29 protein-coding genes and 1 pseudogene are annotated in these 25,820 nt (G+C 57.3%); 26 read left to right on the top strand and 4 right to left on the bottom strand.

The window, feature by feature from the left end; genetic code table 11:
- Positions 1–101 precede the first annotated feature (101 nt).
- The 18 genes and pseudogenes from J2Z49_RS03715 (at position 102) to J2Z49_RS03630 (ending at position 16,190) form a co-directional block, all read left to right on the top strand.
- On the top strand, positions 102–350 hold the full coding sequence (locus J2Z49_RS03715) for a lipid II flippase MurJ (protein ID WP_307399948.1): 249 nt from the start codon (positions 102–104) through the stop codon (positions 348–350).
- A gap of 16 nt (positions 351–366) precedes the next feature.
- Positions 367–825, top strand: a complete 459-nt coding sequence (locus tag J2Z49_RS03710; protein WP_307399946.1) for a lipid II flippase MurJ — start codon at positions 367–369, stop codon at positions 823–825.
- Positions 826–931: 106 nt separating this feature from the next.
- On the top strand, positions 932–1,585 hold the full coding sequence (gene murJ / locus J2Z49_RS03705) for a murein biosynthesis integral membrane protein MurJ (RefSeq protein ID WP_307399944.1): 654 nt from the start codon (positions 932–934) through the stop codon (positions 1,583–1,585).
- Positions 1,586–1,740: 155 nt separating this feature from the next.
- A complete protein-coding gene (locus J2Z49_RS03700; protein WP_307399942.1) occupies positions 1,741–2,637 on the top strand; it encodes an RpnC/YadD family protein in 897 nt (298 codons plus the stop codon).
- 349 nt (positions 2,638–2,986) lie between these two features.
- Positions 2,987–3,313, top strand: a complete 327-nt coding sequence (locus J2Z49_RS03695) for a transposase (protein ID WP_307399940.1) — start codon at positions 2,987–2,989, stop codon at positions 3,311–3,313.
- Positions 3,310–4,242 (top strand): IS3 family transposase, encoded by a 933-nt coding sequence (locus tag J2Z49_RS03690; protein ID WP_307400072.1) that lies wholly within the window; start codon positions 3,310–3,312, stop codon positions 4,240–4,242. The genes J2Z49_RS03695 and J2Z49_RS03690 overlap by 4 nt, the downstream gene beginning before the upstream one ends.
- A 265-nt stretch (positions 4,243–4,507) precedes the next feature.
- Positions 4,508–5,128: pseudogene (locus J2Z49_RS03685) on the top strand (NAD-dependent epimerase/dehydratase family protein); the annotation flags it as partial.
- Positions 5,125–5,916, top strand: coding sequence for a tyrosine-protein phosphatase (locus tag J2Z49_RS03680; protein ID WP_307399938.1), 792 nt, complete (start codon positions 5,125–5,127; stop codon positions 5,914–5,916). The pseudogene J2Z49_RS03685 and the gene J2Z49_RS03680, both read left to right, overlap by 4 nt.
- Positions 5,917–6,403: 487 nt before the next feature.
- Positions 6,404–7,471: a glucose-1-phosphate thymidylyltransferase gene (locus tag J2Z49_RS03675; protein WP_307399936.1), complete on the top strand. Its 1,068-nt coding sequence runs from the start codon at positions 6,404–6,406 to the stop codon at positions 7,469–7,471.
- Between the two features lie 16 nt (positions 7,472–7,487).
- Positions 7,488–7,949, top strand: a complete 462-nt coding sequence (locus J2Z49_RS03670) for a dTDP-4-dehydrorhamnose 3,5-epimerase family protein (protein WP_307399934.1) — start codon at positions 7,488–7,490, stop codon at positions 7,947–7,949.
- Positions 7,942–8,799: a dTDP-4-dehydrorhamnose reductase gene (gene rfbD, locus J2Z49_RS03665; RefSeq protein WP_307399932.1), complete on the top strand. Its 858-nt coding sequence runs from the start codon at positions 7,942–7,944 to the stop codon at positions 8,797–8,799. The genes J2Z49_RS03670 and rfbD overlap by 8 nt, the downstream gene beginning before the upstream one ends.
- Positions 8,800–8,816: 17 nt before the next feature.
- On the top strand, positions 8,817–9,845 hold the full coding sequence (rfbB, locus tag J2Z49_RS03660; RefSeq protein ID WP_307399931.1) for a dTDP-glucose 4,6-dehydratase: 1,029 nt from the start codon (positions 8,817–8,819) through the stop codon (positions 9,843–9,845).
- A 97-nt stretch (positions 9,846–9,942) separates the two neighbouring features.
- A complete protein-coding gene (locus tag J2Z49_RS03655; RefSeq protein WP_307399929.1) occupies positions 9,943–10,704 on the top strand; it encodes a flagellar motor protein MotB in 762 nt (253 codons plus the stop codon).
- Between the two features lie 21 nt (positions 10,705–10,725).
- Complete coding sequence (locus J2Z49_RS03650; RefSeq protein WP_307399928.1) at positions 10,726–11,502, top strand: flagellar motor protein; 777 nt, start codon at positions 10,726–10,728, stop codon at positions 11,500–11,502.
- A 93-nt stretch (positions 11,503–11,595) separates the two neighbouring features.
- Positions 11,596–12,090, top strand: a complete 495-nt coding sequence (locus J2Z49_RS03645) for a chemotaxis protein CheW (protein WP_307400070.1) — start codon at positions 11,596–11,598, stop codon at positions 12,088–12,090.
- Positions 12,091–12,134: 44 nt separating this feature from the next.
- On the top strand, positions 12,135–14,312 hold the full coding sequence (locus J2Z49_RS03640) for a chemotaxis protein CheA (RefSeq protein WP_307399926.1): 2,178 nt from the start codon (positions 12,135–12,137) through the stop codon (positions 14,310–14,312).
- A gap of 43 nt (positions 14,313–14,355) precedes the next feature.
- Complete coding sequence (cheB, locus tag J2Z49_RS03635; protein WP_307399925.1) at positions 14,356–15,729, top strand: chemotaxis-specific protein-glutamate methyltransferase CheB; 1,374 nt, start codon at positions 14,356–14,358, stop codon at positions 15,727–15,729.
- Positions 15,730–15,824: 95 nt separating this feature from the next.
- On the top strand, positions 15,825–16,190 hold the full coding sequence (locus J2Z49_RS03630) for a flagellar protein FlaG (protein WP_307399923.1): 366 nt from the start codon (positions 15,825–15,827) through the stop codon (positions 16,188–16,190).
- A gap of 4 nt (positions 16,191–16,194) precedes the next feature.
- Here J2Z49_RS03630 and J2Z49_RS03625 read toward each other — a convergent pair whose 3' ends face one another.
- The 4 genes from J2Z49_RS03625 to J2Z49_RS03610 form a co-directional block, all read right to left on the bottom strand.
- Complete coding sequence (locus J2Z49_RS03625) at positions 16,195–16,779, bottom strand: Uma2 family endonuclease (protein ID WP_307399922.1); 585 nt, start codon at positions 16,777–16,779, stop codon at positions 16,195–16,197.
- 60 nt (positions 16,780–16,839) lie between these two features.
- Positions 16,840–17,244 carry a hypothetical protein gene (locus J2Z49_RS03620; protein WP_307399920.1) on the bottom strand — a complete coding sequence of 135 codons (405 nt, stop codon included), beginning with the start codon at positions 17,242–17,244 and terminating at the stop codon, positions 16,840–16,842.
- Between the two features lie 166 nt (positions 17,245–17,410).
- Positions 17,411–17,806 carry a flagellar export chaperone FliS gene (gene fliS / locus J2Z49_RS03615; RefSeq protein ID WP_307399918.1) on the bottom strand — a complete coding sequence of 132 codons (396 nt, stop codon included), beginning with the start codon at positions 17,804–17,806 and terminating at the stop codon, positions 17,411–17,413.
- A 288-nt stretch (positions 17,807–18,094) separates the two neighbouring features.
- The gene (locus tag J2Z49_RS03610) at positions 18,095–19,651 is read right to left on the bottom strand and encodes a flagellar hook-associated protein 2 (protein ID WP_307399917.1); all 1,557 of its coding nucleotides are present in this window, start codon (positions 19,649–19,651) and stop codon (positions 18,095–18,097) included.
- Positions 19,652–19,813: 162 nt separating this feature from the next.
- Here J2Z49_RS03610 and J2Z49_RS03605 point away from each other — a divergent pair, with 162 nt between their 5' ends.
- The 8 genes from J2Z49_RS03605 (at position 19,814) to J2Z49_RS03570 (ending at position 25,791) form a co-directional block, all read left to right on the top strand.
- Positions 19,814–20,077: a hypothetical protein gene (locus J2Z49_RS03605; RefSeq protein WP_307399915.1), complete on the top strand. Its 264-nt coding sequence runs from the start codon at positions 19,814–19,816 to the stop codon at positions 20,075–20,077.
- Positions 20,067–20,516, top strand: coding sequence for a PIN domain-containing protein (locus J2Z49_RS03600; protein WP_307399913.1), 450 nt, complete (start codon positions 20,067–20,069; stop codon positions 20,514–20,516). Before J2Z49_RS03605 ends, J2Z49_RS03600 begins: the two co-directional genes overlap by 11 nt.
- Positions 20,517–20,560: 44 nt before the next feature.
- The gene (locus J2Z49_RS03595; protein WP_307399912.1) at positions 20,561–21,178 is read left to right on the top strand and encodes a flagellar assembly protein FliW; all 618 of its coding nucleotides are present in this window, start codon (positions 20,561–20,563) and stop codon (positions 21,176–21,178) included.
- Positions 21,179–21,406, top strand: coding sequence for a carbon storage regulator CsrA (csrA, locus tag J2Z49_RS03590; protein ID WP_307399910.1), 228 nt, complete (start codon positions 21,179–21,181; stop codon positions 21,404–21,406).
- Between the two features lie 157 nt (positions 21,407–21,563).
- Positions 21,564–22,763 (top strand): flagellin N-terminal helical domain-containing protein, encoded by a 1,200-nt coding sequence (locus J2Z49_RS03585; RefSeq protein WP_307399908.1) that lies wholly within the window; start codon positions 21,564–21,566, stop codon positions 22,761–22,763.
- Positions 22,764–22,846: 83 nt separating this feature from the next.
- The gene (locus J2Z49_RS03580; protein WP_307399906.1) at positions 22,847–24,679 is read left to right on the top strand and encodes a motility associated factor glycosyltransferase family protein; all 1,833 of its coding nucleotides are present in this window, start codon (positions 22,847–22,849) and stop codon (positions 24,677–24,679) included.
- 2 nt (positions 24,680–24,681) lie between these two features.
- Complete coding sequence (locus J2Z49_RS03575) at positions 24,682–25,032, top strand: hypothetical protein (RefSeq protein WP_307399904.1); 351 nt, start codon at positions 24,682–24,684, stop codon at positions 25,030–25,032.
- Positions 25,033–25,491: 459 nt separating this feature from the next.
- Positions 25,492–25,791 (top strand): hypothetical protein, encoded by a 300-nt coding sequence (locus J2Z49_RS03570; protein WP_307399902.1) that lies wholly within the window; start codon positions 25,492–25,494, stop codon positions 25,789–25,791.
- The last annotated feature ends 29 nt before the right edge of the window (positions 25,792–25,820 follow it).

Genomic DNA, 25,820 nt, shown 5'->3' with positions numbered 1-25,820 from the left:
TTTGAAGGTTTTGTACTGGAGTGGTAAATCAAAAAAATGGCGGGTTTGTGGGCAGGGACAAGCCTGGCTGAATGAATTAATTGGTGAGCTGGTGCAGGAAAATGAGCCGTTCTAATACCATTGCCAGAGCCACGGCAGTGATCGCCGTTTTTACTTTGCTTTCTAAAGTACTTGGGTTTATGCGCGAAATGGCTCTGGCCTGCGTTTTCGGGGCCAGCGCGGCCACCGACGCCTACCTGGTGGCGTACACCGTGCCCAATGTGGTCTTTGCCGTGCTGGGCGGGGCGCTGACCGTGACGGCGGTGCCGCTGTTTGCCTCCTACGCTTCGGCGGGCAAAAGGGACGATTAACGTCTTCTCTACTTTGTTGAGCGCGATCTTGCTGGCGGTGGTGCTGGCAGGCGTACCCCTGGCGCGGCAGATCGTGTGGCTGGTGGCCCCGGGCCTGCCGGAAGGCACGGCCCGGCTGGCGGCGGCTTTGCTTGCGGTCATGCTGCCGGGCGTGCTGTTTCTTTCCCTGGGCAACCTTTTCTACGGCCTTTTAAACGCCAATAACATCTTCGGGCCCCCGGCCCTGGGTCCGGTGGTCACCAATATCTTTATTATCGCTTCCATCCTGGCCGGGTTGAGGTTCGGCATTACCGCCGTGGCCGTAGGGACCCTGCTGGGTAATATTGCCGCCATGGTACTGCAGCTGCCCTACCTGCGGCGGGCAGGATTTACCTTTCGCCCCGCGCTGGAGTTCCATCACCCCGGCCTGAGGCGGGCCTGCGGGCTGATGCTGCCGGTGATGGTGGGCACGGGGATTGGCTGCCCCAGGGGGTGATTGTGATGGCCCTGGGCACGGCCATTTTTCCTGCGCTGTCGAATAAGGCCGCTTCCGGGGATGATAGCGGTTTTAGCCACACCCTGCTGCGGGCGGTGAAAACTGTTTGCTTGTCGCCCTGCCCGCGGGTGTGGGCCTGGCCGCCCTGCGGGAGCCGGTGGTGAGGCTGCTTTTTATGCGCGGTGCCTTTGACGAGAATGACCTGGCCATGACCGTTTTCGCCCTTTTGTGCTTTTCCTTTGGCCTGGCGGGGCAGTGTTTGGGGCCGGTGCTCACACGTGGCTTTTACGCCCTGCAGGACACGGCCACGCCGGTGAAGGTGGGGGTATGTACTGTAGGGTTGAACCTGGTTTTCAGCCTGCTGCTCATCCGGCCCCTGGCCCACGGCGGGCTGGCCCTGGCCAATTCCCTGGCGGCTACTTTTAACATGGTGGTGCTGTTTTATCTGCTGGCGCGTAAAGTTCCCGGCTTCGGTGTAAAAAATGCCCTTTTCTTTGCGGCCGGCGCGGCCGTAGCTTCTCTTCTGGCAGGAGGTTCGGCGGCGTTCGTGGACGGGTACCTGGCCGGTGTGCTGGCGGGAGGTACTGCGGTTCTGGCCCTGAGGCTGGTTATGGATTCCCTGGCCGGGCTGCTGGTATTCGCCGGGGTCTGCGAGATGCTCAAGCTGGATGAGTATTTGTACATAAAAGATCTCCTCCGGCGGGCCTTTTTGCGTGGGATGAACTTTATCCGCGCAAGACCTTTGTACCGGTCCAGGTAGGAAAGCTTTTGGGTTTGTGGTTTTGGACCGTGTATTGGAGCGGCTATTTGCCGCCAACACCCTGGAAGAAGCCCGGAACATCATATGGGAGGAACTGAACTCATATTGAAAAAGATTCGGAGATAGTGTAAACTAAAGCCAGAACCGGCAGAAAGTTGAGGTTTGGTATGGCCCGGGAGTTTGATCTGGTTATCAAAGCACTGGCGGAACGTTATCCGGCCCACTTAGTACAACTGGTGCGCGGTATGCCCGTGGAAAAGGTTGAACGCATGGAAAAAGAAGCAGTGGCCGTGGAGCGGGAATCGGATATACTGCTTAAAGTTATGGAAAATGGCTATGAATATCTGATGCTCCTTGAAGTACAGACTAAAGCCGAGCGGGAAATGCCCCGGCGGTTGCTGGAATATACGGCGATGCAGCACCGGGAGTTCAAAAAACCGGTCTACCCGGTGGTGCTTAACCTTACGGGCCGGCTTCAGGAGGAGAGGTACTCTTTTGACTGCCTGGGCCTCACTGTGGTGACGTTTAATTTCCGGACTATCAACCTGGCAGATTTGCCCGGGGAGCACTTGCTGCATCATGCTCCGGTGGGGATTATACCGCTGGTACCGTTAATGCGGTATGAATATCCTGCCGAAGAAATACTGGCCCGGTGCGTAGAACGGATTGCAGAAGCCCCCGTTGAATGGCAGGCGGATTTATATCTTGGGCTGGCAGTATTTTCGTCACTCCGGTTTACCAGGGAAGTGATTTTAAAAATGATCGAGGTGAGCAAGATGGAGACCTCCCCGCTGTTTGACGGTATTCGGGAAAAGTGGATTGATCAGGGGATACAGCAAGGAATACAGCAAGGAATACAGCAAGGAATACAAGATACCATACTGGATGCCCTGGAGGAAAATATAGGCCGCTGCCCTGAGGGCCTGGTGAACAGCCTGCGGGCCATACGGGACATTGATACGTTGAAAATGCTGCACCGCAGGGCGGTGAAAGCGAAAACGATTGATGAATTCATGCAGGCTCTTAACGAGGCGGTGCGGAAGAACAATTAGTCGAACACAGAAAGCGGTCAGACCCGGCAGGTGTAGAGCTGCCGGTGTTTTTATTTATGTGGAAAAGGTGCGGTTTTGCAACCCCGGAGCAGCCCATGAAAAGGGCCTGGTCGAAGGGCTGGTCGCTACATTCGCCGGAACATCTTCGTTCCAGTACCGAATGTTAACGCCATAGAAGAGTTACAGCTCGAACAGGACAAAGGATGCTTGAAATACCAGGACAAGCACGGTCTAAATATAAGGATAAGCCGGATATCTCGTTTACTGACCTAACTCTTTTTAGCCCCCTAACCATATTGGACAGTTCGACCTAAATCCGTAACATTATTGGTAAGGGGGTTAATCTCAGATGCCTAGAAACAAATACTCGCCAGAGCTGAAAATGCAGGTTGTCAAAGAAGCCTTAGAAACGGGAAACGCCTCTATTGTAGCCCGCAGGCATGAAATTTGTCCCACCCTCGTCGGTCGCTGGGTAAGAAACTATAAAAAGTATGGGACATTTCATCCGGTAAAAGAACAAAAAGACATACGGGAAACCTCCTATTCTTCCAGAGAATATAAAACAGTGGTGCAAGAAAATGAAAAGCTTAAGAAATTGTTGGGTGAAAAAGACCTGGAAATTGCCATTCTCCGTGACCTACTAAAAAAAACCAACCCACACTTGCCGATAAAATAGAGGTTGCCAGAAAGTGGATTTCTCTGGGCTATAAAGCATCTATTGTATTGAGAATTATTGGGATTAGCCGTTCCACCTATTACTACAGTTTGCACCGGTATTCCCAACCGAAAAACCGGGCCTGTACTGGTGGACGCCCCGGATCCCGTTATACTCTGACGAAGGATAACACAATTATTAGCAACGAACAGGTAAAGGAATGGATTTGCGAGCTTGTTGCCGGCGAAGGTTTCACCTACGGGTATTTAAAACTAACCTACTGCTTGCGGAAAAAGTTCAACCTGATAATCAATAAGAAAAAGGTTTACCGCCTCTGTAAAGAATTGGAGGTTTTACGGCCCCAAAGAAAAATCAAAAGGAAACATGCGAGAAAATTAGCCCGAAACCGGTTGGTTACTGCTTCCAACCAACTGTGGGAGGTAGACGTAAAATACGGTTATATTGCCGGAGAAGACCGTTTTTTCTTCATCATGCCCATAATTGATGTTTACGACCGCTGTATTGTGGATTACCATATTGGACTCTCCTGTGAAGCTAAGGATGCCGTTATTACCCTCAGAAGGGCACTTTTCAAGCGGCAGTTACTTGCGGTGGAAGGGAAGCCGGTAATCCGGTCTGATAATGGACCACAGTTCATTAGCAATCTCTTTGAGGAGACATGCCTGGAGCTGAATCTTGAACATGAAAGAATACCCTTTAAAACGCCGAATCTAAATGCACACATTGAGGCCTTTCATTCGATTTTAGAGGAAGAATGTCTGTCCCGCCACGAATTCTCCAGTTACGCAGAAGCGTACGAGACGGTGGCCAAGTTCATCCGGTTTTATAACACCGTTCGTATTAACTCAGCTACGCACTATTTGGCGCCGGCGGAATGTTACCAGCTTTTGAAGAAAAATCAACTGCAACTAAAGCCGGTTAAGCTATAATAATGCATGTTCCCTGGTGAGCCCTTGAGGGTTTTCCGGGCGGCGCCGCAGGGTAGCCTTGACGGCCGGGGACCCCGCACGTGGTACAATGGATAGCCGACGGGGCGTGGCTTCTTGTCCATAGCATGTTCCCCGGAGCCGCCCCGTCGGTGGTTTCAACGGACCACGTGCGGGGTGGCCGTCAAGGCCGCCGCCTGGGAATGAAATTCTTTAAAATCGTAAGATCGAAAGTCTAATTGTCCAATCTTAGGGGGTCAGCCCGGTGCCCACCAACCCCTACGGGGCCACCAAGCTGGCCTTTGAGGAAGCGCTGCGCTGGTACGGCGTTGCCTACGGTTTAAAGTACATCATCCTGCGGTACTTTAACGCCGCCGGAGCCGACCCGGAGGGCGAACTGGGCGAGGACCACCAGCCCGAAACCCACCTCATTCCCCTGGTGCTGCAGGCGGCCCTGGGGCTGCGCCCGAAAGTAACCATTTTCGGCACCGGTTATCCCACGCCGGACGGGACCTGCGTGCGGGACTACATCCACGTCACTGACCTGGCGGCGGCCCATGTGCTGGCGCTGCGGGCTCTGGAGGGCGGGCTTCCTCCGGGTGTGTACAATTTGGGTATCGAGCGGGGCTACTCGGTTCGCGAGGTGGTGGAGGTCGCCCGCCGCGTTACCGGCCGCGATTTCCCGGTGGTGGAAGGGGACCGGCGGCCGGGGGACCCGGCAGTGCTGGTGGCTTCCTCCCGGCGTATCAGGGAAGAGCTGGGCTGGTGGCCCCGCTGCGGCGACCTGGAAACCATCATCCGCACGGCCTGGGAGTGGCACCGGCGGCACCCGGGGGGCTATGGAGACGGGACCTGTTGTTTGTCCATTGCTGGAGGTAGGTTTTCATGATTGACATGCACGCGCATATTCTTCCCGGCCTTGACGACGGTGCACCGGATCTGGGCGAGGCTTTGTCCATGGCCTGGCTGGCGGTGGAGGACGGGATTGTTTCCCTGGTGGCCACGCCCCACGTCACCGAAGGTGAATACCGCACGGGCCGGAAGACGATTCTCAGTGCCGTAGAGCAGCTGAACAACCACTTGGATAAATACCAGATTCCCCTGAAAATACTGCCGGGCGCCGAGTACCGCCTGGAACCGGACCTGCCGGAACGCCTGGCCCGGGGGGAACTGCTGACCTTAAACAACGGGGGTCGCTATTTGCTGGTGGAACTGCCGGCCGCTTTTGTGCCTCCTTATACGGAGCGGGTGCTCTACGAACTGCAGCTCCAGGGGGTTACGCCCATCATTGCCCACCCGGAGAGGAACGCATCTTTCTGCCGTCGCCCGGACCTGCTGCAGGCCCTGGTTTCCCGGGGTGTGCCGGCCCAGGTTACCGCGGGCAGCCTGACCGGGATGTTCGGGCGGGAAGCGGTCAGGATGTCCTTTTATTTTCTGGAGCGCGGCCTGGCTCACCTTGTGGCTTCCGATGCCCATTCCTCCACCGGGCGCGCCCCCGTGCTTTCCCCGGCCCTTGCGGAAGTGGAACGCCGGCTGGGGATTGATGCAGCCCGAAAACTGGTGGACAACTCCCGGCGGGTGCTGGACGGGGAGGCCATTCCCATGGAGGCGGCCGGGAAGGTGCGAACCGGCAGGAAGGGGTTCCTGCAGGTGCTTCTGGGGAAGTTCACTCGTTAAAAAGAAACAGGTGAAGTTCGTACTGGAAGCCGCCGCCGTCAAAGCCGGGCGCACTGACGGCGGGTTCATTTGCGCGGTGGCGGTCAAGTAAAAAAACACAGGCCGCTGTCCCGAAAGCCTGGTGGACGACTTGCGAGCCATAACGAGGCGACACGGAAGAACAATAAGTCGAACACTGAAAGCTGACAGACCCGGCAGGTGTAGAGCTGCCGGCGTTTTCTTTTGCGGTTACTCTGCCTATGATTTGCCCGAAAAATCGAGGTCGAATGAAAGCATGGAAAATACCCCTGCTACCATGGTATAATTGTTCTTATGAAAGGAAAAACGAACCACTGCATCCATATGGAAACCATCTGGAACAATCCCGGCCCGCGCATCGCCCGGCCGGTGGCGGACCCGGCGTTGCTGCCGCGGGACGCGCGGCACCCGTGCCCGGGGGATGCCGCTAATAACTTTGTTTACGGTGTTCTGAAGGGGGAGGAGCAGTTTGAAAGCTCTGGTACTGGCCGGCGGGAAGGGAACGCGCCTGCGGCCTCTTACCTACACCACGGCCAAGCAATTGATCCCGGTCGCCAACAAGCCCATTATCTTTTACGTGCTGGAGCAAATCGCAGCGGCGGGGATAGATGATGTGGGGGTAATCATTTCACCGGAAACGGGCGAAAACGTGAAAGACGCCGTAGGGGACGGCTCCCGCTGGGGAATAAAGATCACCTACATACTGCAGGAGACTCCCGCCGGGCTGGCCCATGCCGTGAAGACGGCCCGGGAATTCCTGGGAGAGTCGCCCTTTTTGATGTTTTTGGGAGATAACCTCATCCAGGGCGGCGTCGAGGCCTTCGTGCGGGACTTTGCCGCCGGCGAAGCCGGCGCCTTCATCCTGCTCAAAAAGGTAAAAGATCCCCGGGCCTTTGGCGTGGCCGTGCTGAATGGCCGGAACCACGTTGTCCAGTTAATTGAAAAGCCTAAGGAGCCGCCCAGCGACCTGGCCCTGGTGGGGGTTTATCTCTTCCGGCCGGCCATTCACGAAGCCGTCGGGCGCATAAAACCCTCCTGGCGGGGGGAGCTGGAGATCACCGATGCCATCCAGGAACTCATCCATATGGGCTGCCCGGTGGAAGCCCGCATCCTGGAGGGCTGGTGGCTGGACACCGGTAAAAAGGACGACATTTTGGAGGCCAACCGGGTGGTGCTGGACGAGTTCGCCCGGCGGGACGTCCGGGGAGAGGTGGACGGCAAAAGCCAGGTGGTGGGCCGGGTGGAAATAGGGGAGGACAGCCGGGTGGTGAACAGTGTCATCCGGGGGCCGGTGGTCATCGGCAGTGGAGTTACGATTATTGACTCTTTTGTAGGCCCCTACACCGCCATTGCCGGCGGCAGCCATCTGGAGCGTGTTTCCCTGGAACATGCGGTAGTGCTGGAGAACTGCCGCCTGGTGGACGTGGAGCACATCGAGGACAGCCTTATCGGGAGCAATACCCGCGTGGTCCGGGCCGGTGGCCGCCGCCGGGCCCTGCGTCTTTTCGTGGGCGACGACGCGGAAGTGGTAATTTGATGTTAGGAGGGTTTTTATGGAGTTAATCGAAGGCGTGCAGGTAAAGAAGCTGCGCCTGATCCCCGATGAGCGCGGCTTTTTGATGGAGATGCTGCGCTCCGACTGGCCGGAGTTCATGAAGTTCGGCCAGGCCTACATCACCGCCTGCTACCCGGGGGTGATCAAGGCCTGGCACTACCACAAAATCCAGTGGGACCACTTTGTCTGTGTGGGGGGCATGGCCAAAGTGGTACTCTACGACCAGCGGGAGGACAGTCCCACAAAAGGGATGGTCAACGTGTTCCACCTGGGCTACCTCAACCCCTGCCTTTTGAAAATCCCGCCGGGGGTTTATCACGGTTTTACCGCCGAGGGCAACCGGACGGCCTTAATCGTCAACTTCCCCACGGAACTGTACAACTACGAAAAGCCCGACGAATACCGGCTGCCCTACAACGACCCCTCCATTCCCTATTCCTGGGAGGTGCGGCATGGTTAGGCGGGTGCTGGTCACCGGCGCCGCCGGCATGCTGGGCCGGGCGGTGACCGCGGAGTTCGGGCGGCGCGGGGAAGAAGTGCTGTCCCTTTCCCGCCGGGAACTGGACATCACCGATCCGGCGGCGGTGCGGTCCGCCCTGTGGCGGCTGCGGCCCCGGGTGGTGGTCAACTGCGCCGCCTGCACCGACGTGGACGGCGCGGAAGTCAACCACGAGCAGACATACCTGGTCAACGGCCTGGGGCCTAAAAATCTCGCCCTGGCCTGCCGGGAAGTGGATGCCGTGCTGGTGCATGTGAGCACCGACTACATTTTTGACGGCGAAAAGGGCGAACCCTACGGTGTATACGACCCCCCGAATCCCCTGAACGTTTACGGTAAAAGCAAGCTCTGGGGCGAGCGGGCGGTGGCGGAGGCCGGCGGCCGCCACTTCATCGTGCGCACCAGTTGGCTCTTCGGCCCCGGGGGCAGGAACTTCGTGGAGACCATGCTCCGGATCGGCCGGGAAAGGAGCGCTGCCCGGGTGGTCAACGACCAGCGGGGCTGCCCCACCTATACGGTAGATCTGGCCCGGGCCATTGCGGACCTGGTGGAAAGCGACCGGTACGGTACCTACCACGTCACCAACAGCGGCAGCACCACCTGGTACGAATTTGCGGCGGTAATATTCAAACTGGCCGGCCTGGAGGTGGAACTGGCTCCCTGCTCCACGGCGGAGTTTCCCCGCCCGGCCCAGAGACCGCTCTATTCGGTGCTGGACCCGTTCCCCTTGAAGGAAACCATCGGTTACCTGCTCCCGCCGTGGGCAGACGCCCTGGAAAGGTACCTATCGGAAAGACAAAAAATAACTTAAAAGGAGCAATGTGATCAATGATACTGCTGGTTACCGGCGGAGCCGGATTCATCGGCTCCAACTTCATCCGCTATATCCTTGCGGCCCGCCCCGGAGTTTCGGTCATCAACCTGGATAAGCTCACCTATGCGGGCAACCTGGAAAACCTGGCCGATCTTGCGGATCACCCCCGCCATGCGTTCATCCACGGTGACATCTGTGATCGCCGCCTGGTGGGGGAGATTTTTTCCCGCGGCGTGGACGCGGTGATCAACTTTGCCGCCGAGTCCCACGTGGACCGCAGCATCGTGGACGCCTCGCCCTTCGTCGAGACCAACGTGCGGGGCACCCAGGTGCTGCTGGACGCGTCCGCGGAATACTGGAAGAAGAGGTTCGAAGGGCGGGCGGCGGCCGGGGCAGAAAGGCCCGTGATCTTCGTCCAGGTCTCCACCGATGAGGTTTACGGCTCCCTGGGGCCGGAGGGGCGCTTTACCGAGGAGAGCCCATTGAAGCCTTCCAGCCCCTACTCCGCCAGCAAGGCCGCCGCCGACCTTCTGGCCCTGGCCTATCACCGCACCCACGGCCTGCCGGTGGTCATCACCCGCTGCTCCAACAACTACGGTCCCTACCAGTTTCCGGAAAAGCTCATCCCCCTCATGATCACCAGCGCCCTGGAGGATAAACCTCTGCCCGTGTATGGCGACGGCTTGAACGTGCGTGACTGGCTGCACGTGGATGACCACTGCCGGGCGCTGGAACTGGTTCTCTTCCGGGGGAGGCCCGGGGAGATCTACAACATCGGCGGCCACGGGGAGCGCACCAACCTGGAAGTGGTACGGATGATCTTAAAACTCCTGGGGAAGCCGGAAAGCCTTATTCGATTTGTCAAAGACCGGCCCGGCCACGACCGCCGCTACGCCATCGACCCCTCGAAGATTACCCGGGAGCTGGGCTGGCGGCCCCGGCACACCTTCGAGGAGGGGCTGGAGGCAACAGTAGAGTGGTACAGGCAAAACCGCTCCTGGTGGGAGCGGATTAAGTCCGGGGCAGCCTGTCACTGCCGCTGAGAACCCGGCGAAATTTAACCCCTCATGGGGAAGGAAGTCTTCCATTGGAGGCGAATAATGGGTATGGGCGTCCTTTAGAAAAGGAGTGCAGTTTATTGTGAAAAGAGAGAGCAAAAAGTCCAGTTACGGGAGCATGGAACGCTGGTTGATCACCTATGCCGACATGATTACCCTGCTGCTTATCTTCTTTATTGTCATGTACTCGTTGAGCCAGGTTGATATCAAGAAATTCCGCATGCTGGCCGAATCATTAAGTAAGGCCATGGGCGGCGGCGGGGTTATCCTGGAAAACCTGGGGCCTTCGGTGGTCCCGGGCATCAGCGGTACACAGGTGGAAACACCGCAGGATGTGGCAGATAAGGCGGAAATGGAGAATATCCGCCAGGAGCTGTTGCAGCAGATTCAAAAACAGGGCCTGGCAGCCAGGGTTTCGGCCATCAGCGAAGAGCGGGGCATTGTGCTCAGCTTCCAGGAAGAGGTTCTTTTTAAACTGGGCTCGGCGGAGCTTACTCCCCGGGCCAGGGAGATTATCGCCGCAGTGGCCCCCGTGCTGCTGAAAACACCCAACTACATACGCGTTGAAGGGCACACCGACAATCTCCCCATTCACACGGAACGATACCCTTCCAACTGGGAACTGTCAACGGCGCGGGCTACAGCGGTGGTGCAGGAACTGATCCATACGGCCAACTTTCCGCCCCAGCGCCTTTCGGCGGTGGGATACGGTGAATACCGCCCCCGGGTACCGAACGATTCGGAAGCCCACCGGCAGATGAACCGCCGGGTTGACCTGGTTATCCTGCGCAGCAAGTACAAAGGGGCGGAGCCGGAATCCTTGCCGCCGGCACCCCGGGATTAAATCACAGGAAAGGGATGACTGATGGACCTTGCCGTATTTGGTTTTGTAATCGCGGTGGTGGCCCTGGTGGGCGGTTTTGTGCTGGAGGGTGGACATGCCGGCGCGCTGCTGCAGCCTACGGCCGCGTTGATAGTTTTCGGAGGTACAATAGGTGCCACCGTTTTCAGTTTTCCTTTAAGCGACTTAAAACAGGTTCCCCGGCTCCTCCGGGTGGGGCTTTTTCGCACCATTCCCGAACCCACCGACACCATCGAGCTCATTGTCAGCCTGGCCGACGAAGCCCGGCGGGAAGGGCTGCTCTACCTGGAAAACCGCCTGGGCGAAATAGACGACCCCTTCATGCGCAAGGGCATCCAGCTTGTTGTGGACGGCACCGACCCTGACCTGGTACGCAATATCCTGGAGGCGGAGCTTTACGCTATTCAAGAGCGCCACCAGGTGGGGGCGGGGATCTTTGAGGCGGCGGGTGGCTACGCCCCCACCATGGGCATCATCGGTACGGTCATGGGCCTGGTGCACGTGCTCAGTTCCATAGAGTCACCGGAAACCCTGGGGCCAGCCATCGGCATGGCTTTCATCGCCACCCTTTACGGCGTGGCCAGCGCCAACGTTTTCTGGCTGCCCCTGGCAGCCAAGCTGCAAAACCTGAGCAAGAAGGAAATGCTCCTGCGCCAGTTGATGCTGGAAGGTATCGTTTCCCTCCAGGCCGGGTACAACCCCATTCTTATTCGCGAGCGGCTGACTGCCTTCCTCAAGCCGGAAGCCCGGCAGGAGCGGGAGGAAAGATACGAAGAGTAATCTTTGTTCCGGTATGCCGCCATACCTGGTGCCGGTTTGAAAACGCGCCCGGCACCTTTGATCTATCAAACCGCAGTAAAAGGAGAGGTTCCCATGGCTGGCGAGCAGCAGGGCGAATTGCAGTTGGTGGTTTTTCATTTAAAAGAGCAAACCTACGGTGTGGATATCGGCCACGTTCTGGAAATTATCCGGGCTTCGGACATTACGGCCATCCCCGGTGCTCCGGACTTTGTGGAAGGCGTGATCAACCTGCGGGGGCGGGTAATACCCGTAATCGACCTGGCCCGCCGTTTGGGGTTGGCCCCCATTAATGTAACGGGAAACACCCGCATAGTGATCGTGGAGGTTGGAGGAACCACCGCCGGGATGATGGTGGACGGGGTTTCGGAAGTATTACGCCTGCCCCGGGAGAGCATCCAGCCCCCACCGGCCATGGTGGCAGGGGTTTCCGCCGCCTATTTACAGGGCATTGCCCTGGTTGATGATCGGCTGATTATTCTCCTGGATACCACCCGGATTTTCCGCCGGGAAGAAAAAGAGGCTTTACAGGAGCTTGCAGAACAGGCGGAAGAAAGGGCTGCCTCATAGGTTCGGGCTTGCGAGAGCAGGTTCAAGCAAAGGATGGTGAGTGAATGTTTACGGAAGAAGAAGTGGCCGTCTTTTTAGAAGAACTGGAAGAAAAGCTCCAGGTCATCAACGACAACGTTTTAATCCTTGAACGGGAAGGGGGCAGCCCCGAGGTAATCCAGGAAATCTTCCGGGCCGCCCACACCATCAAGGGCTCCTCGGCCGTCATGGGTTACGAGAAAATGTCCACCCTGACCCACGAAATCGAAAATCTCTTCGACCGCCTGCGCCAGGGGGAAATGGAGGTTTCCGGGACCCTGGTGGATGTCCTTTTTGAAGCCCTGGACACCCTGAAACTTTTAAAAGACGAAATCACCGGCTCAGCCGGTGACGTGGACGTTTCAGCGGTAATTGAGAAACTGCGCGCCTGCCAGCCGGCCTGCGGGGCGGGAGGACCGGGTGGTGCCCCGGCAGGTGGCGTGACTGTGCCGGCCCCGGAGGGGATGAGTGATTCGCGGGAGCCCGTGGATCTGCCCACCCCGGCCCGGGACACCGGGTCCGGCCGGTTGCTGCCGGCAGGCCAGGCCGCCGGACTTTCCACCACCGGTACTTCTAACGGGTACCAGACCTACCGCCTCACCCTGGAACTGGAAGATGCGGAGGAAGAGGTGGTGCGGGAAGCGGAAGTGCGGGGCTTCCAGGCCTACCAGGTGGACATCGGCATCGACCGGGGCTGCCAGATGAAAGGGGTAAGGGCATTTTTAATCTTTGAGACTTTGCAGCAAATAGGCGAAATTATCAAAAGCGTCCCCCCGGCGGAGGATCTGCAGGAAGGTAACTACGAGCACGGGTTCACCGTGGTGCTGCTGACCAAGGAGGATGCCGGGCAGGTACACGACCTGGTTTTTTCCATCGCCGAGGTGAGCAGCGTGGAGGTCCGCCCGGTCAAGCTGCGGTCGGGAGAAAAAACCCCGGCCCCGGATGCCGCCAGGCAGGCGGACAAAAAGGAACCAGCACCACCGGGTAAGGGCAATGTAAAAACCGTGCGGGTGGACGTGCAGAAGCTGGACACCCTGATGAACCTGGTGGGGGAACTGGTAATCGACCGCACCCGCCTGGACCGGTTCGTGGAGGTTTTCGAAAGCCGCTACGGATCCGACGACCTGGTGGAAAATATAGTGGAAATCTCCAACCACCTGGGACAGGTGACCAGCGACCTGCAGGAAGAAATCATGAAGGCGCGCATGCTGCCCGTGGCCCATGTGTTCAACCGCCTGCCCCGGATGGTACGGGACCTGGCCCATAAGATGGGCAAGGAAATCGACTTTATCATCGAGGGCCGGGAAACGGAACTTGACCGCAACGTAATCGAGGTCATCGGCGACCCCCTGATCCACCTTTTGCGCAACGCCGTGGACCACGGTATTGAACCCCCTGAAGAAAGGGTACGCCTGGGCAAACCCCGCACCGGCCGGCTGCTCTTGAAGGCGGCCTATGTGGAGAGCCACATCGTGATTACTTTATCTGACGACGGGCGGGGAATGGACCCGGATAAAATGCGGCAGAAGGCAATAGAGAAGGGATTGATGACCCCGGAACAGGCCGCCCGGGCTTCCGAGAGGGAAATTCTGGACCTGATCTTCACCCCCGGCTTTTCCACCGCCGGCACCGTAAGCGACGTCTCCGGCCGGGGAGTGGGCATGGATATCGTGCGCAACCAGATCGAACAGATCAACGGTTCGGTGGAATTTACCACCGTCCCTGGCAGGGGCACCACCTTCACCATCAAGCTGCCCCTGACCCTGGCCATCATCCGGGCGCTGATGGTGACCCTGGGGGATCACGTTTACGCCTTCCCATTGACCAATGTGCTGGAAACCCTGACGCTGAAACCCGGGGAAATCCGGCGCGTGCGCCACGCCGAAGTCATTGTGGTGCGCGGCCAGGTGCTGCCCCTGGTACGGCTGGCCCACCTCTTCCGGGAGAAAAGCAAGGAGGAAGGCAAGCTTTCGGTGGTTATCCTGGGCTCCGGGGATAAAAAGGTGGGCGTAGTGGTGGACCGGCTCATTGGCGAGCAGGAAATCGTGATCAAATCCCTGGGCGGTTACCTGGGACAGGTTCCCGGCCTTTCGGGAGCCACCATCCTGGGCGACGGCAAGGTGGCCCTGATTGTGGACGCCCGGGGTATTGTCAAGGACGCCGGCGTGGAAGAAATTATCTATGAGGTGAACAGGGCGGGGTAGAATTATTTTATAACCATTAATTGAACGAAAAGGGGTTTTCAAGGTGGCGGCGATTCGCGTGCTGGTAGTGGACGACTCGGCCTTAATGCGCCGTTTAATTACCCGCCTGCTGGAAAGCCGGGGGTATAATGTAATTGATACCGCGGCGGACGGTGAAGAGGCGGTGGCCAAGATCTGCGCCCTGAAACCCGACGTGGTTTCCCTGGACCTGGATATGCCGGTACTGGACGGCCTGGGGGTGCTGCGAAGGGTGATGAAGGAATGCCCCGTCCCGGTGGTCATGCTCAGTTCCCACACCACCGCCGGCGCCCGGGCCACCATGCGGGCACTGTCCCTGGGAGCGGTGGATTTTGTGGCCAAACCCTCCGGCCCGGGCCGGCTGGACGCCATGGTCGACGAGCTGGTGGAAAAACTGCGCGCCGCCGCCACAGTGGCCGCAAGCAAGCTGCTACGCCCCGGGGTGGGCATGGCATTTCACCCGTTTCCCGCCGGAAAGGCCGGGCCTTCACTGCCGTCCCCCCGGGGAAAAAGGCCGGAGGATGCCCGGACGCCTCCCGGCCAGCCGGGCAAACCGGCCGGCGTTTCCGGCAGGAAAGAGGTGCCTCCGGTTATCCCGGCAGGCACGGGCTCCGTTCCGGAACGGTATGCCGGTACACCCCGCTCCAGCACGCCGCCTGCCCGGGATAAAATCCTTTCCTTGCATCCCGCAGGCCGTTCACCGTCCGGGGCTCCCGCCGGCACGGCCGGCAGGGCCGCTGACGCCGGCAGCGCGAAGGCGGACCGGGATACCACGGCAGGTGGTGCTGTGCCCCGGCTGGTGCTGGTGCCAAAACGCTCCGCCCGTATCGACCTGGTCGTAATAGGCTCTTCCACCGGCGGCCCGGCCGCGCTGCAGGTGATTATTCCCGCCCTGCCGGAAGATTTTCCCGCCGCCGTGGTGCTGGTGCAGCACCTGCCGGTGGGCTTTTCCGGTTCCCTGGCCGAACACCTGAACCGGCGCAGCCGCCTGCCGGTAAAACACGCAGAAGAGGGTGATCCCGTCGTCCCGGGCCGGGTGCTGGTGGCCCCGGCCGGTTTCGACCTCACCTTTCGCGGGCAGCCCGGCCACGTCACCGTCCACCTGGACGCCGGCAGCGGGCCCGTGCCTCCCGGGGGGTTCCGCCCCTCGGTGGACGGGGTGATGCTCTCGGCGGCGGAGGTTTTTGGAGCCCGGGTCATGGGGGTGCTCCTCACGGGCATGGGCCGGGACGGTGCCAGGGGCATGGCCGCCATCAGGGAAAAAGGCGGCCCCACCATCGTCCAGGACGAATCCACGTGCGTGGTCTTCGGCATGCCCAAAGCGGCCATCGAGATGGGGGCAGCCCAGAAGGTGGTACCCCTGGGGGAAGTGGCGGGGGAGATTGCCAGGCTGGTGTAGGCCGTGAAATATAATAGGGGACTGCGGGAGCCAGAACAGGGTAGCTGGAAAGTGGTGATAACTTAGATAGTCCAAATGTTGGGAATGGGGTGCTGATGATGAAAGTAGGTGCCGGTGGTTTGCAGTCTTTGGCGTCTCAAGAGGTGGCGCCGCTGCGGCGGATTGAGCCCCCGGCGGCGGTAAAGCGGGAGGATGTCTTTCCCCAGGGTGCGCCTACACCGGAAGAAGGGGGCTTCAGCCGGGAGGAACTGGTAGCCGCAGTGGGCCGGCTGAACCAGGCGGCAGAGGCCTACAACCAGCCCCTGGAGTTTCTGGTACGGGAAGAGGAGGACCGGATAAGGGTGGAGGTGGCCGACCGTCAAACGGGGGAGGTAAAAGGGGAAGTACCCGGGCATGTCGTGCTGGAGGCGGCCCGGGAACCCTACAAAACTATCGGCCTTCTTCTGGACCGGTACCTTTAAAAAATTACTCATTGTCTTTTTTTTCCACCGGTTTCGCTGCCTGAAATATTTCCCGGAGGGGAATTTCGATGCCCTGGATGGCTTTAAGGGGTAAAGTGTCCTGGGGGCCGAAAATTTCAGGCTTCCCATAGGTACCGTCTTCCCCCAGGTAATAGCGCTCAACATACCCGTCCAGGGGATCAACAATGAGGTATTCCTTGACGCCAAAACGCTCGTACAGTGCCTTTTTTTCCCGTTTATCCCTGAGGGCGCTGTGGGTGGAGAGCACCTCGACGATTACCTCGGGCGGCCCCTGGATATTGGCCTCTGTAACCCTGGCCTGTTCGCATACCACCAGTACATCAGGCTGCACCACGTCGTATTCCGAAAGCACGACGTCGGTAGGCGCGACAAACGGCTCGCAAGGTGTGCCGGACAGAAGCCTCTCCAAACGGGCGTAAAAGCGCCCCACGACTTTTTGGTGAACAGTTGACGGGGAAGGGGTCATGTCGTAAGGCTGCCCGTCAATGAGTTCCCAACGTTCATCCCCGGGCCACTTTAAATAATCGGCGTAGGTATACCTCCGGCTTGCTTTTGTGGCAGAAGGCATAATAACACATCCCCCATGTGGTTTCTGTGGCTATAGTATATCACACCCTTTTTTCCTTTTTTACCCCCGCCGGTCTACAAAATAACTTCCGGCGGCGCCGTTTTTCTTCATGTAGGCCCTGGCCTGCCCGGCCCTGCGGAGGTTGGCCAGGGCAGCGGCCAGGCGTTCTTTAACCTTTGCGGCAAGCCGGAGGTTCTGCCGGTGGAACTCGTCTATTTGAAGGAGCAGGGCGGAGATTTCCGGCCCGCCCGCGCCTGAGCCCCCCGCCCTGTCCAGCTCATCAATTCCTGCCCTTATCTCTTCAATGGCGGCAAGGTGCCGGGAAACAGCACCCAGTGATTCCTCCGTCGCCGGCCCATCCTGAAGTGTGCACAGGCGCTCGAGCACCGCCTTTAAGGCCAGCACTTCACCCCGCATTTCCTGCAGGAGCCTGAATTTTTTTTCGTCTTGATTTTGTGGGGGCATTGTGGAATCATCCTTTTGGTCGTCCGCCTGGCTCAAGTCGCTTACTTTCGAGTTAAATCATGCTCTCAAAACTGGGGATAACTCAGTGGTAAATGTTCAGTGACCCCGCTATGGTGCCGATGGTAGCGGTTTTACTGAACAATTACACTCAGAGGTTTATACACAATCAGCCTCCCACCGCCTGCTCCCCTTTCAGTTTAAAGGCCCGTTCCCAGGTGCCGGCCAGGTCTTCCAGCAGCCCGGCCACTTCGTCCAAGACGGCCGCGTCCTTTTTCACGTTTGCCTCCACCAGGCGCCGGTATATGTAATCGTAGAGGGCGGAAAGGTTTTTGCCGATTTCCATCTCCCGGTTGACGGTTTCCAGGAGGTAGACGATGATGTCCTGGGCGCGTAAGCATGCCCGGTGCGCGCCGGGGATGTCCCGGGCGGCCAGGCAGTCCCTGGCCTGGCGGATGAATTTGACCGCGCCGGTGTAAAGCATGAGCGTCAGCCGCCCCGGGTCGGCGGTGAGCACGGCGTTCTCCACGTACTGCCGGTAGGGATTGGGGGCTGCCTGCATCATTAAAACTCACCTCTTCGGGATATGCGTTTCCTTTTGCCGGATTTCAACCGTTCCGGCTTTCGCACCGGTGTTTTCACCTGATAACCGCACCGGGGAAGCTCTTTGCCGGCGGCACCCGCGGTGCGTTTTTACCCGTTTTTCCCGGCTTTTCCTGCGTAAGTATTCAGCGAACCCGGTTGGATGCGGCCCAGCACTCACTAAAACACGAGTCCGATTCTACAGCACCGCATTCCTGTCATCACGGTTTGCTTGAATACCTGTCCCCTGCGGTCCTGCGGGAAACGGCCCTTAACGGGCCTGGCCCATGCCGAGCTGCTGGGCCAGCCAGGCACTCTGGGCGTTCATCTGCTGGATGGCCTGCTCCATGGCGGTGAACTGCCGCCAGTAGCGGTCCTCCATTTGCTGCAGGCGCTCCTCCAGGGTGCTGATGCGTTCGTTCATGGCGGCTATCTGCCTGCCGATGGCGCTGTTGTCCGCGGTGCTGTAGGAGCTGCTGGTACCGGCCCGGGCGGAAATCAGGGCCATGGCGCTGTTAATGTCGTCGTAAAGCCGCATGGCGATGCCTTTTTCCGCATAGTTCTCCGCACTCTTTGTAAATAAATTCATCACCCCGTCCGGGTCTTTCTGCAGGGCGTCTTTCAGCTTGGCTTCGTCAATGTAGAGCTTCCCCCTTTCCTCGTAGGAAAGGGTGGTGATGCCTATCTGGGCCAGCGTTTTGTACCCCTGGCCACCGGTCAGCCCCGGTACCACGGCGGACATGGTGGCGCGCATCCTGGAAACCACGCTCTCCAGGAGGCTGTCGCCGCGCAGGAGACCGCTCCTGGCCTTCTCCTCCCACTGCTTTTCCTGCTCGTCGGAAAGCTGTTCCCGCTGCTCGTCGGTGAGCGGCAGGTAGTCCCGGTAGCGGGGCTCCGTGAGCTTGCCGTTGATCTTGTCTATGATTTCGTTGTAGGCGTCGACGAAGTCCTTGATGGCGTTGAAGACGGCATCGGTGTCGTTGGAGACGGTGATGGTGGTGGAAGCCCCCCCGCCCTGTTTCAGGGTGAGGGTAATGCCGTTTATGGTAACCGTATTGGTAGCGCTCTTTAAGCCCGTAGCGTCGCCGAAGTTAAACACGGCGTCCTGACCGGTGTAGGCGGTTCCGTCTCCTTTAAGCAAAAGCTTTAGGGTATTGTTTCCATCCCCGGCGTTATTTGAGAGGAAATTGTTTGAATCATTAGTTACTATTATCTTTGCCGCCGCTCCTGTGGAGGTAGTGGTGAGGAAAAAGCGGTTTAAAGTGGCGTCGTAGCTGGCGGTGATGCCTAAATTGGCGGCGTTTATTTCCGAGACGACGGTGTAAATGTTGGCCGTGTTGGTATCAAAAGAAAATTTCTTAATACCGTTTGCTCCTTCCAGGGTAAAAGCGAGGGTATCGTAGCCCAGCCCGAACTGCTGTTTTAAACTCATGGTGGACCCGTCGGCATTTGCCTCGTCCGGCAGGGTGTCCTGGCTACCCTTGGACACCCCCTGGGCTAGCTGCGTCACCGTCACGGTATACATCCCCGGCACGGCGCTGCTGCCGGCCGTTGCGCTCACCGCGGCCTCGTTGGAAGAGGTGGCCGTTTTGGCCATGTAGGTGGCCTGCAGCTTCATGTTGAAAACCTTGTCCCGGAAGGCGCGCAGGCTGTCGTAGATTGCCCGGTAGTCCTCCTGCTGCCACTGGAGGATCTGCTTGTCCTGGTTCAACCGGTCCAGGGGTATCCTCTGCGCCTTCATCAGTTCCTTGATGATGGAATCGGTGTCGATGCCCGACGCCAGCCCGCCGATGCGCAGGCTGGAAGTGGCGGATAGGATGGAAGTCATTCCGATCACCTTCTAACATAAAGTTTCTACACAATATTATCGGAACCCGGGGCAAAAACTTAATAAGACTTGAGACGTCGCCGGCTTCCAAAATAAAATTTCGGCTCCGAAAGGCTTGATCTTTTAGGGGCAATGTATATAATGATGTACATAATAAGTTTTTTGAGGTGTTTCGAATTGATCCGGAAGCAGGTATATATCAAGCCCCACCACAACGCCTTGCTGAAAAAAAGGGCCTGCGAACTGGGCGTAACAGAAGCGGAATTAATCCGGCGCGCCATCGAAGCCCACCTCGCCACTGGTCCGTTAATCCGGAAAGATATCTCGGCCTGGGAGCGAGAAAAAGAGTTCATTTTAAGCCGGGTAAAAAAAGGGGACCAGGAAAAGGGCCGGCAATGGCGGCGGGAGGAGCTTTATGAGCGCTAAAGTGCTTGTGGATACCAACATCCTGGTTTACGCCTACGATTCGGCAAATCCCCGTAAGCAGCAAGTATCCATCGAAATCCTTGACCGGCTTGCTTTCTCCCGCACCGGAGCACTGACAGTTCAGGTTCTGGCGGAGTTTGTCGTGGCGGTTACCCGGAAGATTGCCGAACCCCTCGATTTTGACGCTGTCCAGAAGAGCGTCGAGCATTACCTACGCTCGTGGATCGTTTTTGACCTTACCGGAATGATTGTACTGGAGGCGGTTCGCGGCGTCCGTGAACACAAGTTTTCATACTGGGACGCCCAGATCTGGGCTGCGGCCAGGCTGAACCAGTTATCTCTGGTGCTCAGTGAAGACTTCTCATCCGGCACCACAATAGAGGGTGTTACTTTTGTGAACCCTTTTGTGCCCGGGTGGCAGGTAAGTGAGTTACCCTGACCCCTGCCGTACAGGCAGGTTTTTGTGTGAATGGAGGAATTGCATTGTCTTATGATCGGGGCAAAACCATCATTTTTCCCGCCGGGCTGCCGGGCCTGCCCGCGGATTTGACCGAATTCGAACTGGTGGCCGCGGCGGAAGATTCGCCCTTTTTCTTTTTGCAGTCCCTGCAGGATGAAAACACCGGCTTCATCCTGGTGAACCCCTTTTTCTTTTTCCCTGACTACGAGTTTGACCTGCCCGACGAAGAGGCAAGGGCCCTGGGCGTGAACTCCCCGGATCAGGTGGCCGTATTTTGCATTGTCAACGCAAGCCGTGGCCTGGCTCATGCCACCGTCAACCTCCTGGCCCCGGTGGTGGTGAACGCGGCCACTGGCACGGCCCGTCAGTTGGTGCTGGTGGACGAGCGATACTCCATCAGGCACCCGCTGAGCGGGCACCGGTCGGAAAACCAGGACCCGGCCGGGCCCGAAACCAGGCCAGCCGGCGAACCTTGCCCGCCGGCTCATTCCCGTTCCCAGCCCCAGCCGGCCTCCCCCAACCGCTCCGGGTCCCAGCAAGACCCCCTGCCCCGGTGCCTTTCCGGAACTGGGCCCGAATCCCCGCCGGGCGATTCCGGGGGGACGGGTGAAGGGGCAGACCCCGCCGGGGAGGAGAAGTAAATGCTGGTACTCACCAGGAAAAAAGGCCAGTCCCTGGTCATCGGCCGGGACATCCGTGTCGTGGTGGTGGAGGTCACCGGCGACTTCGTGCGCCTGGGCATCGAGGCGCCGCCGGAGGTGGCCGTCTACCGCGAGGAAATCTACCGAACCGTCCAGGAGGAAAACCGGGCGGCGACGACTTCAGCGAAAATATTGAAGGAAATCAAAGGCCAGGTTAAAAGATCGTAAACGGCCTCTTTTCTTTAGTGGTCCCCCTAAACCTCATCCCCGAACTGACGAAGTAATAAGCAGGAGGCAGAACTTTTCGGCCGGCCAAAAAGTACCCTGCCCCAAAAGCCGCCGCCAGGGAAGGCGGCGAGTAAAAATTCAGGGAGGAATGAGAAGGATGATCATCAACCACAACATTGCGGCGCTGAATACGTACAGGCAACTTTCGGCCAATAACGTTTTGGCCAACAAGTCGCTGGAGAAGCTCTCCTCGGGCCTGCGCATCGTGCGCGCCGGAGATGACGCCGCGGGCCTGGCCATAAGCGAGAAAATGCGTGGCCAGATCCGGGGCCTGAACCAGGCGTCGAGGAACGCCCAGGACACCATTTCCCTGATCCAGACGGCTGAAGGAGCACTGAACGAGACGCACTCCATCCTGCAGCGCATGCGCGAGCTGGCCGTACAGGCCGCAAACGACACCAACACAGATGCCGACCGCCAGGCTATCCAGGACGAGATCAATCAGCTCGCCAACGAAATCGACCGCATTGCCAACACCACCGAATTTAACACCAAGAAGCTATTGAATGGCCAAGTCGTGGGTGTTGTTGCGGAAAAGAAGGGGACCTATTCCATCCAGGCCAACAGCGCGGCGTCTCTAAGTGTAACCGCCTCCGGGGCCACCAACATTGCGAATAAGGGTATCGTGAACGGAGCCATCACCATTACCCGCATCAGCGAGGCAACGAATGGTGAAGCGGCTTATGAGTTCAGAAATTCTCTTGGTGAGAAAATTGCTTCAGCCAATATTACTGTGTCAACTACTAACAAAACGTTTACCTTTGCCGCTGGTGAAATAGCCTCTGGGGCTGCTGTTACGTTCAAGATCGACGATTTCGCCAAGTTCAAATCCGGCGACAGCTTTACGATCATTCTTAATAAACATGTAGCCGCCAGCACCGACACCTCGAAGGCCATCATCACCCAGATCGGTGCCAATTCAGGCCAGAACATGCTTATCGGCATCAACGACATGCGGGCCGAGGCGCTGGGGATAAAGGACAGCAGCGGGAACGCGGTTAAAGTTACCGACAAGTACGGGGCCAACGCGGTTGTTTCTACAATTAATAACGCTATCGAAAAAGTTTCCACCGAGCGCTCCAAGCTGGGCGCCATCCAGAACAGGCTCGAGCACACCATCAATAACCTGGGCACGGCAGCCGAAAACCTCACTGCTTCCGAGTCCCGCATCCGGGATGTGGATATGGCCAAGGAGATGATGGAGTACACCAAGCTCTCCATCCTCCAGCAGGCGGCGACGGCCATGCTGGCCCAGGCCAACCAGCAGCCGCAGATGGTACTGCAGCTCCTGCGGTAGCGTTTAGTGTACGCCTTTAAAGGAGTCCCAGAAAGCCAGCTCCTCCAAGGGGCTGGCTTTTTTAAAAAGCGGGGTGTGCGAAGGTGGGCGCAGGTCTTTTCAGGAAGAACCTCGCCTGGCTGAAGAGGTACAACCAGGCTCTTTACCGGAAGATGAAGAAAGTCGAGCCGCGGAACACCTTTCTTGTCCGCAACAACCGGGGGGAGTACAATCTGATCAAAGCCGTCGGCGGCGTGCAGTATCCCCTTTACAGCAATTATGACGTTGCTGAACAGTGCTCTTTCTGGGTGAAAGAGACGCGGCGCGCCATCGCCGGGAAAAAGTTTATCGTTCTTTTCGGCATGGGTTTGGGGTACGAACTGGATGCCCTTTTGCAGGATGAGCAATTACCGGCCATGGTGATCGTGGAGCCGGACGAAGAGGTTTTTTATTACCTTCTCCATTTCTTCGACCTCTCGCAGGTGGAAAAATGCAGCGTCTATTTCATCCAGGACGACCGCCAGGAGGAAATTGAAAAGCTCCTATCGGAAGTAATAAAACAGGAGCAGAGTATAAACTTTTCCTTCTGCCCGCTGGCCGGATATGTTTATCCTTTTAGAGAACAGATTCAAAAGCTCAAGCAGGCTATCAAAGAGAAGATCAACTTTGTCCTTGTTTCCGTAGTCACCACCCTCGCCCATGACAGGCAGTGGTTTCAGAACTATATCTTGAACTTAAAGCAGGTGGCGGGTAGCGTGCCGGTGGAAAAGTTCGCGGGGGAGCTTGCCGGGACGCCCGCTGTGCTGGTGGGGGCCGGCCCTTCTCTGGAATATGATATTGACGTTTTGCGGGAAATGGGCGGCCGGGCCCTGATCGTCCCCGTGGGGAGCGCCTTTTCGATACTGGAGCATCACGGCATTAAGGGCCACGCGGTGGGGGCCATTGACGGGAGTTACGCCGAGGCGAAAATATTCGAGAGGAACAAACATAACAGGGAGATAGCCCTTTTTTACAGCCTCATGGTCAACTACAAAGTGCTGCCTTTGTTTGGGGAGTCAAAGTTTTTCTTTGCCCTGCACAGTTTTGACGAATATATTTACCGCCGCCTGGGGCAGCCATTTGTCAAGATTGCCGCCGGTGCTTCGGTTTCCATATCGCTGCTCGACATACTGGCCAAACTGGGCTGCAACCCCATTGTCATGACCGGGCAGGACTTCTGTTATCCCGACAAAAAGAAGTACGCCCGGGGGGCCATATACTTTGGCGAGGTAGATGAAGAGGCCCTGCAGGCCCGTGGCGGCATCAAAACGAAGAATAAGGTCGGGCAGGACGTGTATACCACGCGGGCCATGCTGGCCATGCGGGCGGCGGTCGAGCGGATCATTGAAAGCTACCCTGAAATTACGTTTTACAACTGTAGCCGGCTGGGCCTGCCAATAAGGGGGGCAGCGGACGCAACGCTGGCAGAAGTGAAGGAGCGCTTCCTCACCGGAAAATGTGAGCTTGAACAAAGGATAAGAGAAATCCACCGCAAATACAAGGATGAAGTTGTTACTCCGGAAAAGGTGGCCGCCATTGAAAAGGACATCCAGGAACAGGTGGGGCAGATCAAGGAGCTTTGCGGTGACATCATTCGCGTTTTGGATGACGCGGACGGGAAAGACGCACGCAAACTGCTCGAACGGATAAAAAAGCCTGAAGAAAAGCTGGCAGGGTTCGATTTTTACGCCCAGGTATTGTGTCCCGAAACGGGTATGTACAGTTTTCTCTTCAGCAACCTCGGTTCCGGGGTGCAAGGGGAAGAAAAGGATCTGGACACTCTTCTGGAGGCAAAGAAAAGGTATTACGCCAAAGTTTACGAACTATGTTTGATTGTCCTGAACGCTTTAGAATACGGGGACGAGGAAATCCGCCTGGTTTACGGAAAGAGAGGCTGAATGTGAGCAAAGGTGAATGTCACTTGAAAAATGTGCGTGAGCTGAAGCAGCATATACGTGACTTATTGGACGCTTGCACCACGGCATGGCAATATCTGATCCTTGGCGAGGAAAAAAAGGCCATGGGCTTAATGGCAACCATAATCGACTTGCTCGAAAGAATAGTTTCCGCCAAAAGTTCCAACCCTGTGCTCCGCTTGTGCTGTGACAGCATAACTTTTCTTCTGCCCCGCCTGTTAAAGGCAACGGAAGAGAGAAACGGCATACTCCTGGCTGACATCCTGGAACACGAATTAAAGCCGATCCTGGCGGATACCTTGGAACACGCTTCGGATTACCTCTACGGAGGGTAAAGTGTTCCTAGTACGCTTGTAGGTCCCACCGACAACCGCTTCCACGTATGCGTCAACCGGTAGTAAAGTGTTCCTCGTACGCTTGCAGGAGGGAAATTTGGTGCGAATTGGCGAATATTCTAGGCAAAAAACGAGTTAACAGAATTTATTCAAAGGCTGACCGGAGATTCAACTATTTTGGTTAATAAAATTTTGTGGGGAAATCATGATTCGCAAGTCCAATTGTACCTCTACAGACGGCTGAATGAATCAACTTTCACAGAGGACGTCGTTGTCTTTGTTGAACTATACATCCGAAAAAAGCCTTACTGCAACGTATATGCCGATCCGGTAATTGTGGCAATAAAGCGAAATCTTACCAAAGAAAAAATCGAAGAAGCATTCCGGTGTAAGCCCACCTAAGCTGGTGATATCTGTCGGATTTGGTAGCGCAATATAGGGAAGTATGATCATGCTTTAATGCTTTCAAGTACTATCGAAATAATTGATTTTGTCATCGTAGGGTACAAGGCTCCTTCGCCAGGTGAAAATATTATTTGTTGTTATTACCAATACCTTGGTAACGACGACGTTCTATCCGACGTGTTGAGGCAGGGGATTGTACTTGCTGCAATGGGCGTTGGCGGTGGGGGAGATAACCGCCTGCAGTTTGAAGCCTGGGAGGCTCAGGGAATTATCAAAGTTCCCAACTTTGACGTTTCCCTGGATCAGGTTGTAACCAGTTATGGAGTAGGCGATAAACAATATTGCTTTTTATAGATCTTAACTTTTTAATCTAACACTTTAGG

Source organism: Desulfofundulus luciae, assembly GCF_030813795.1.
In the GTDB taxonomy this organism is placed as follows: Bacteria; Bacillota; Desulfotomaculia; order Desulfotomaculales; family Desulfovirgulaceae; genus Desulfofundulus; species Desulfofundulus luciae.
Note: the sequence above shows the minus strand (reverse complement) of the source record. Positions and strands in the feature narration are given on the sequence as shown.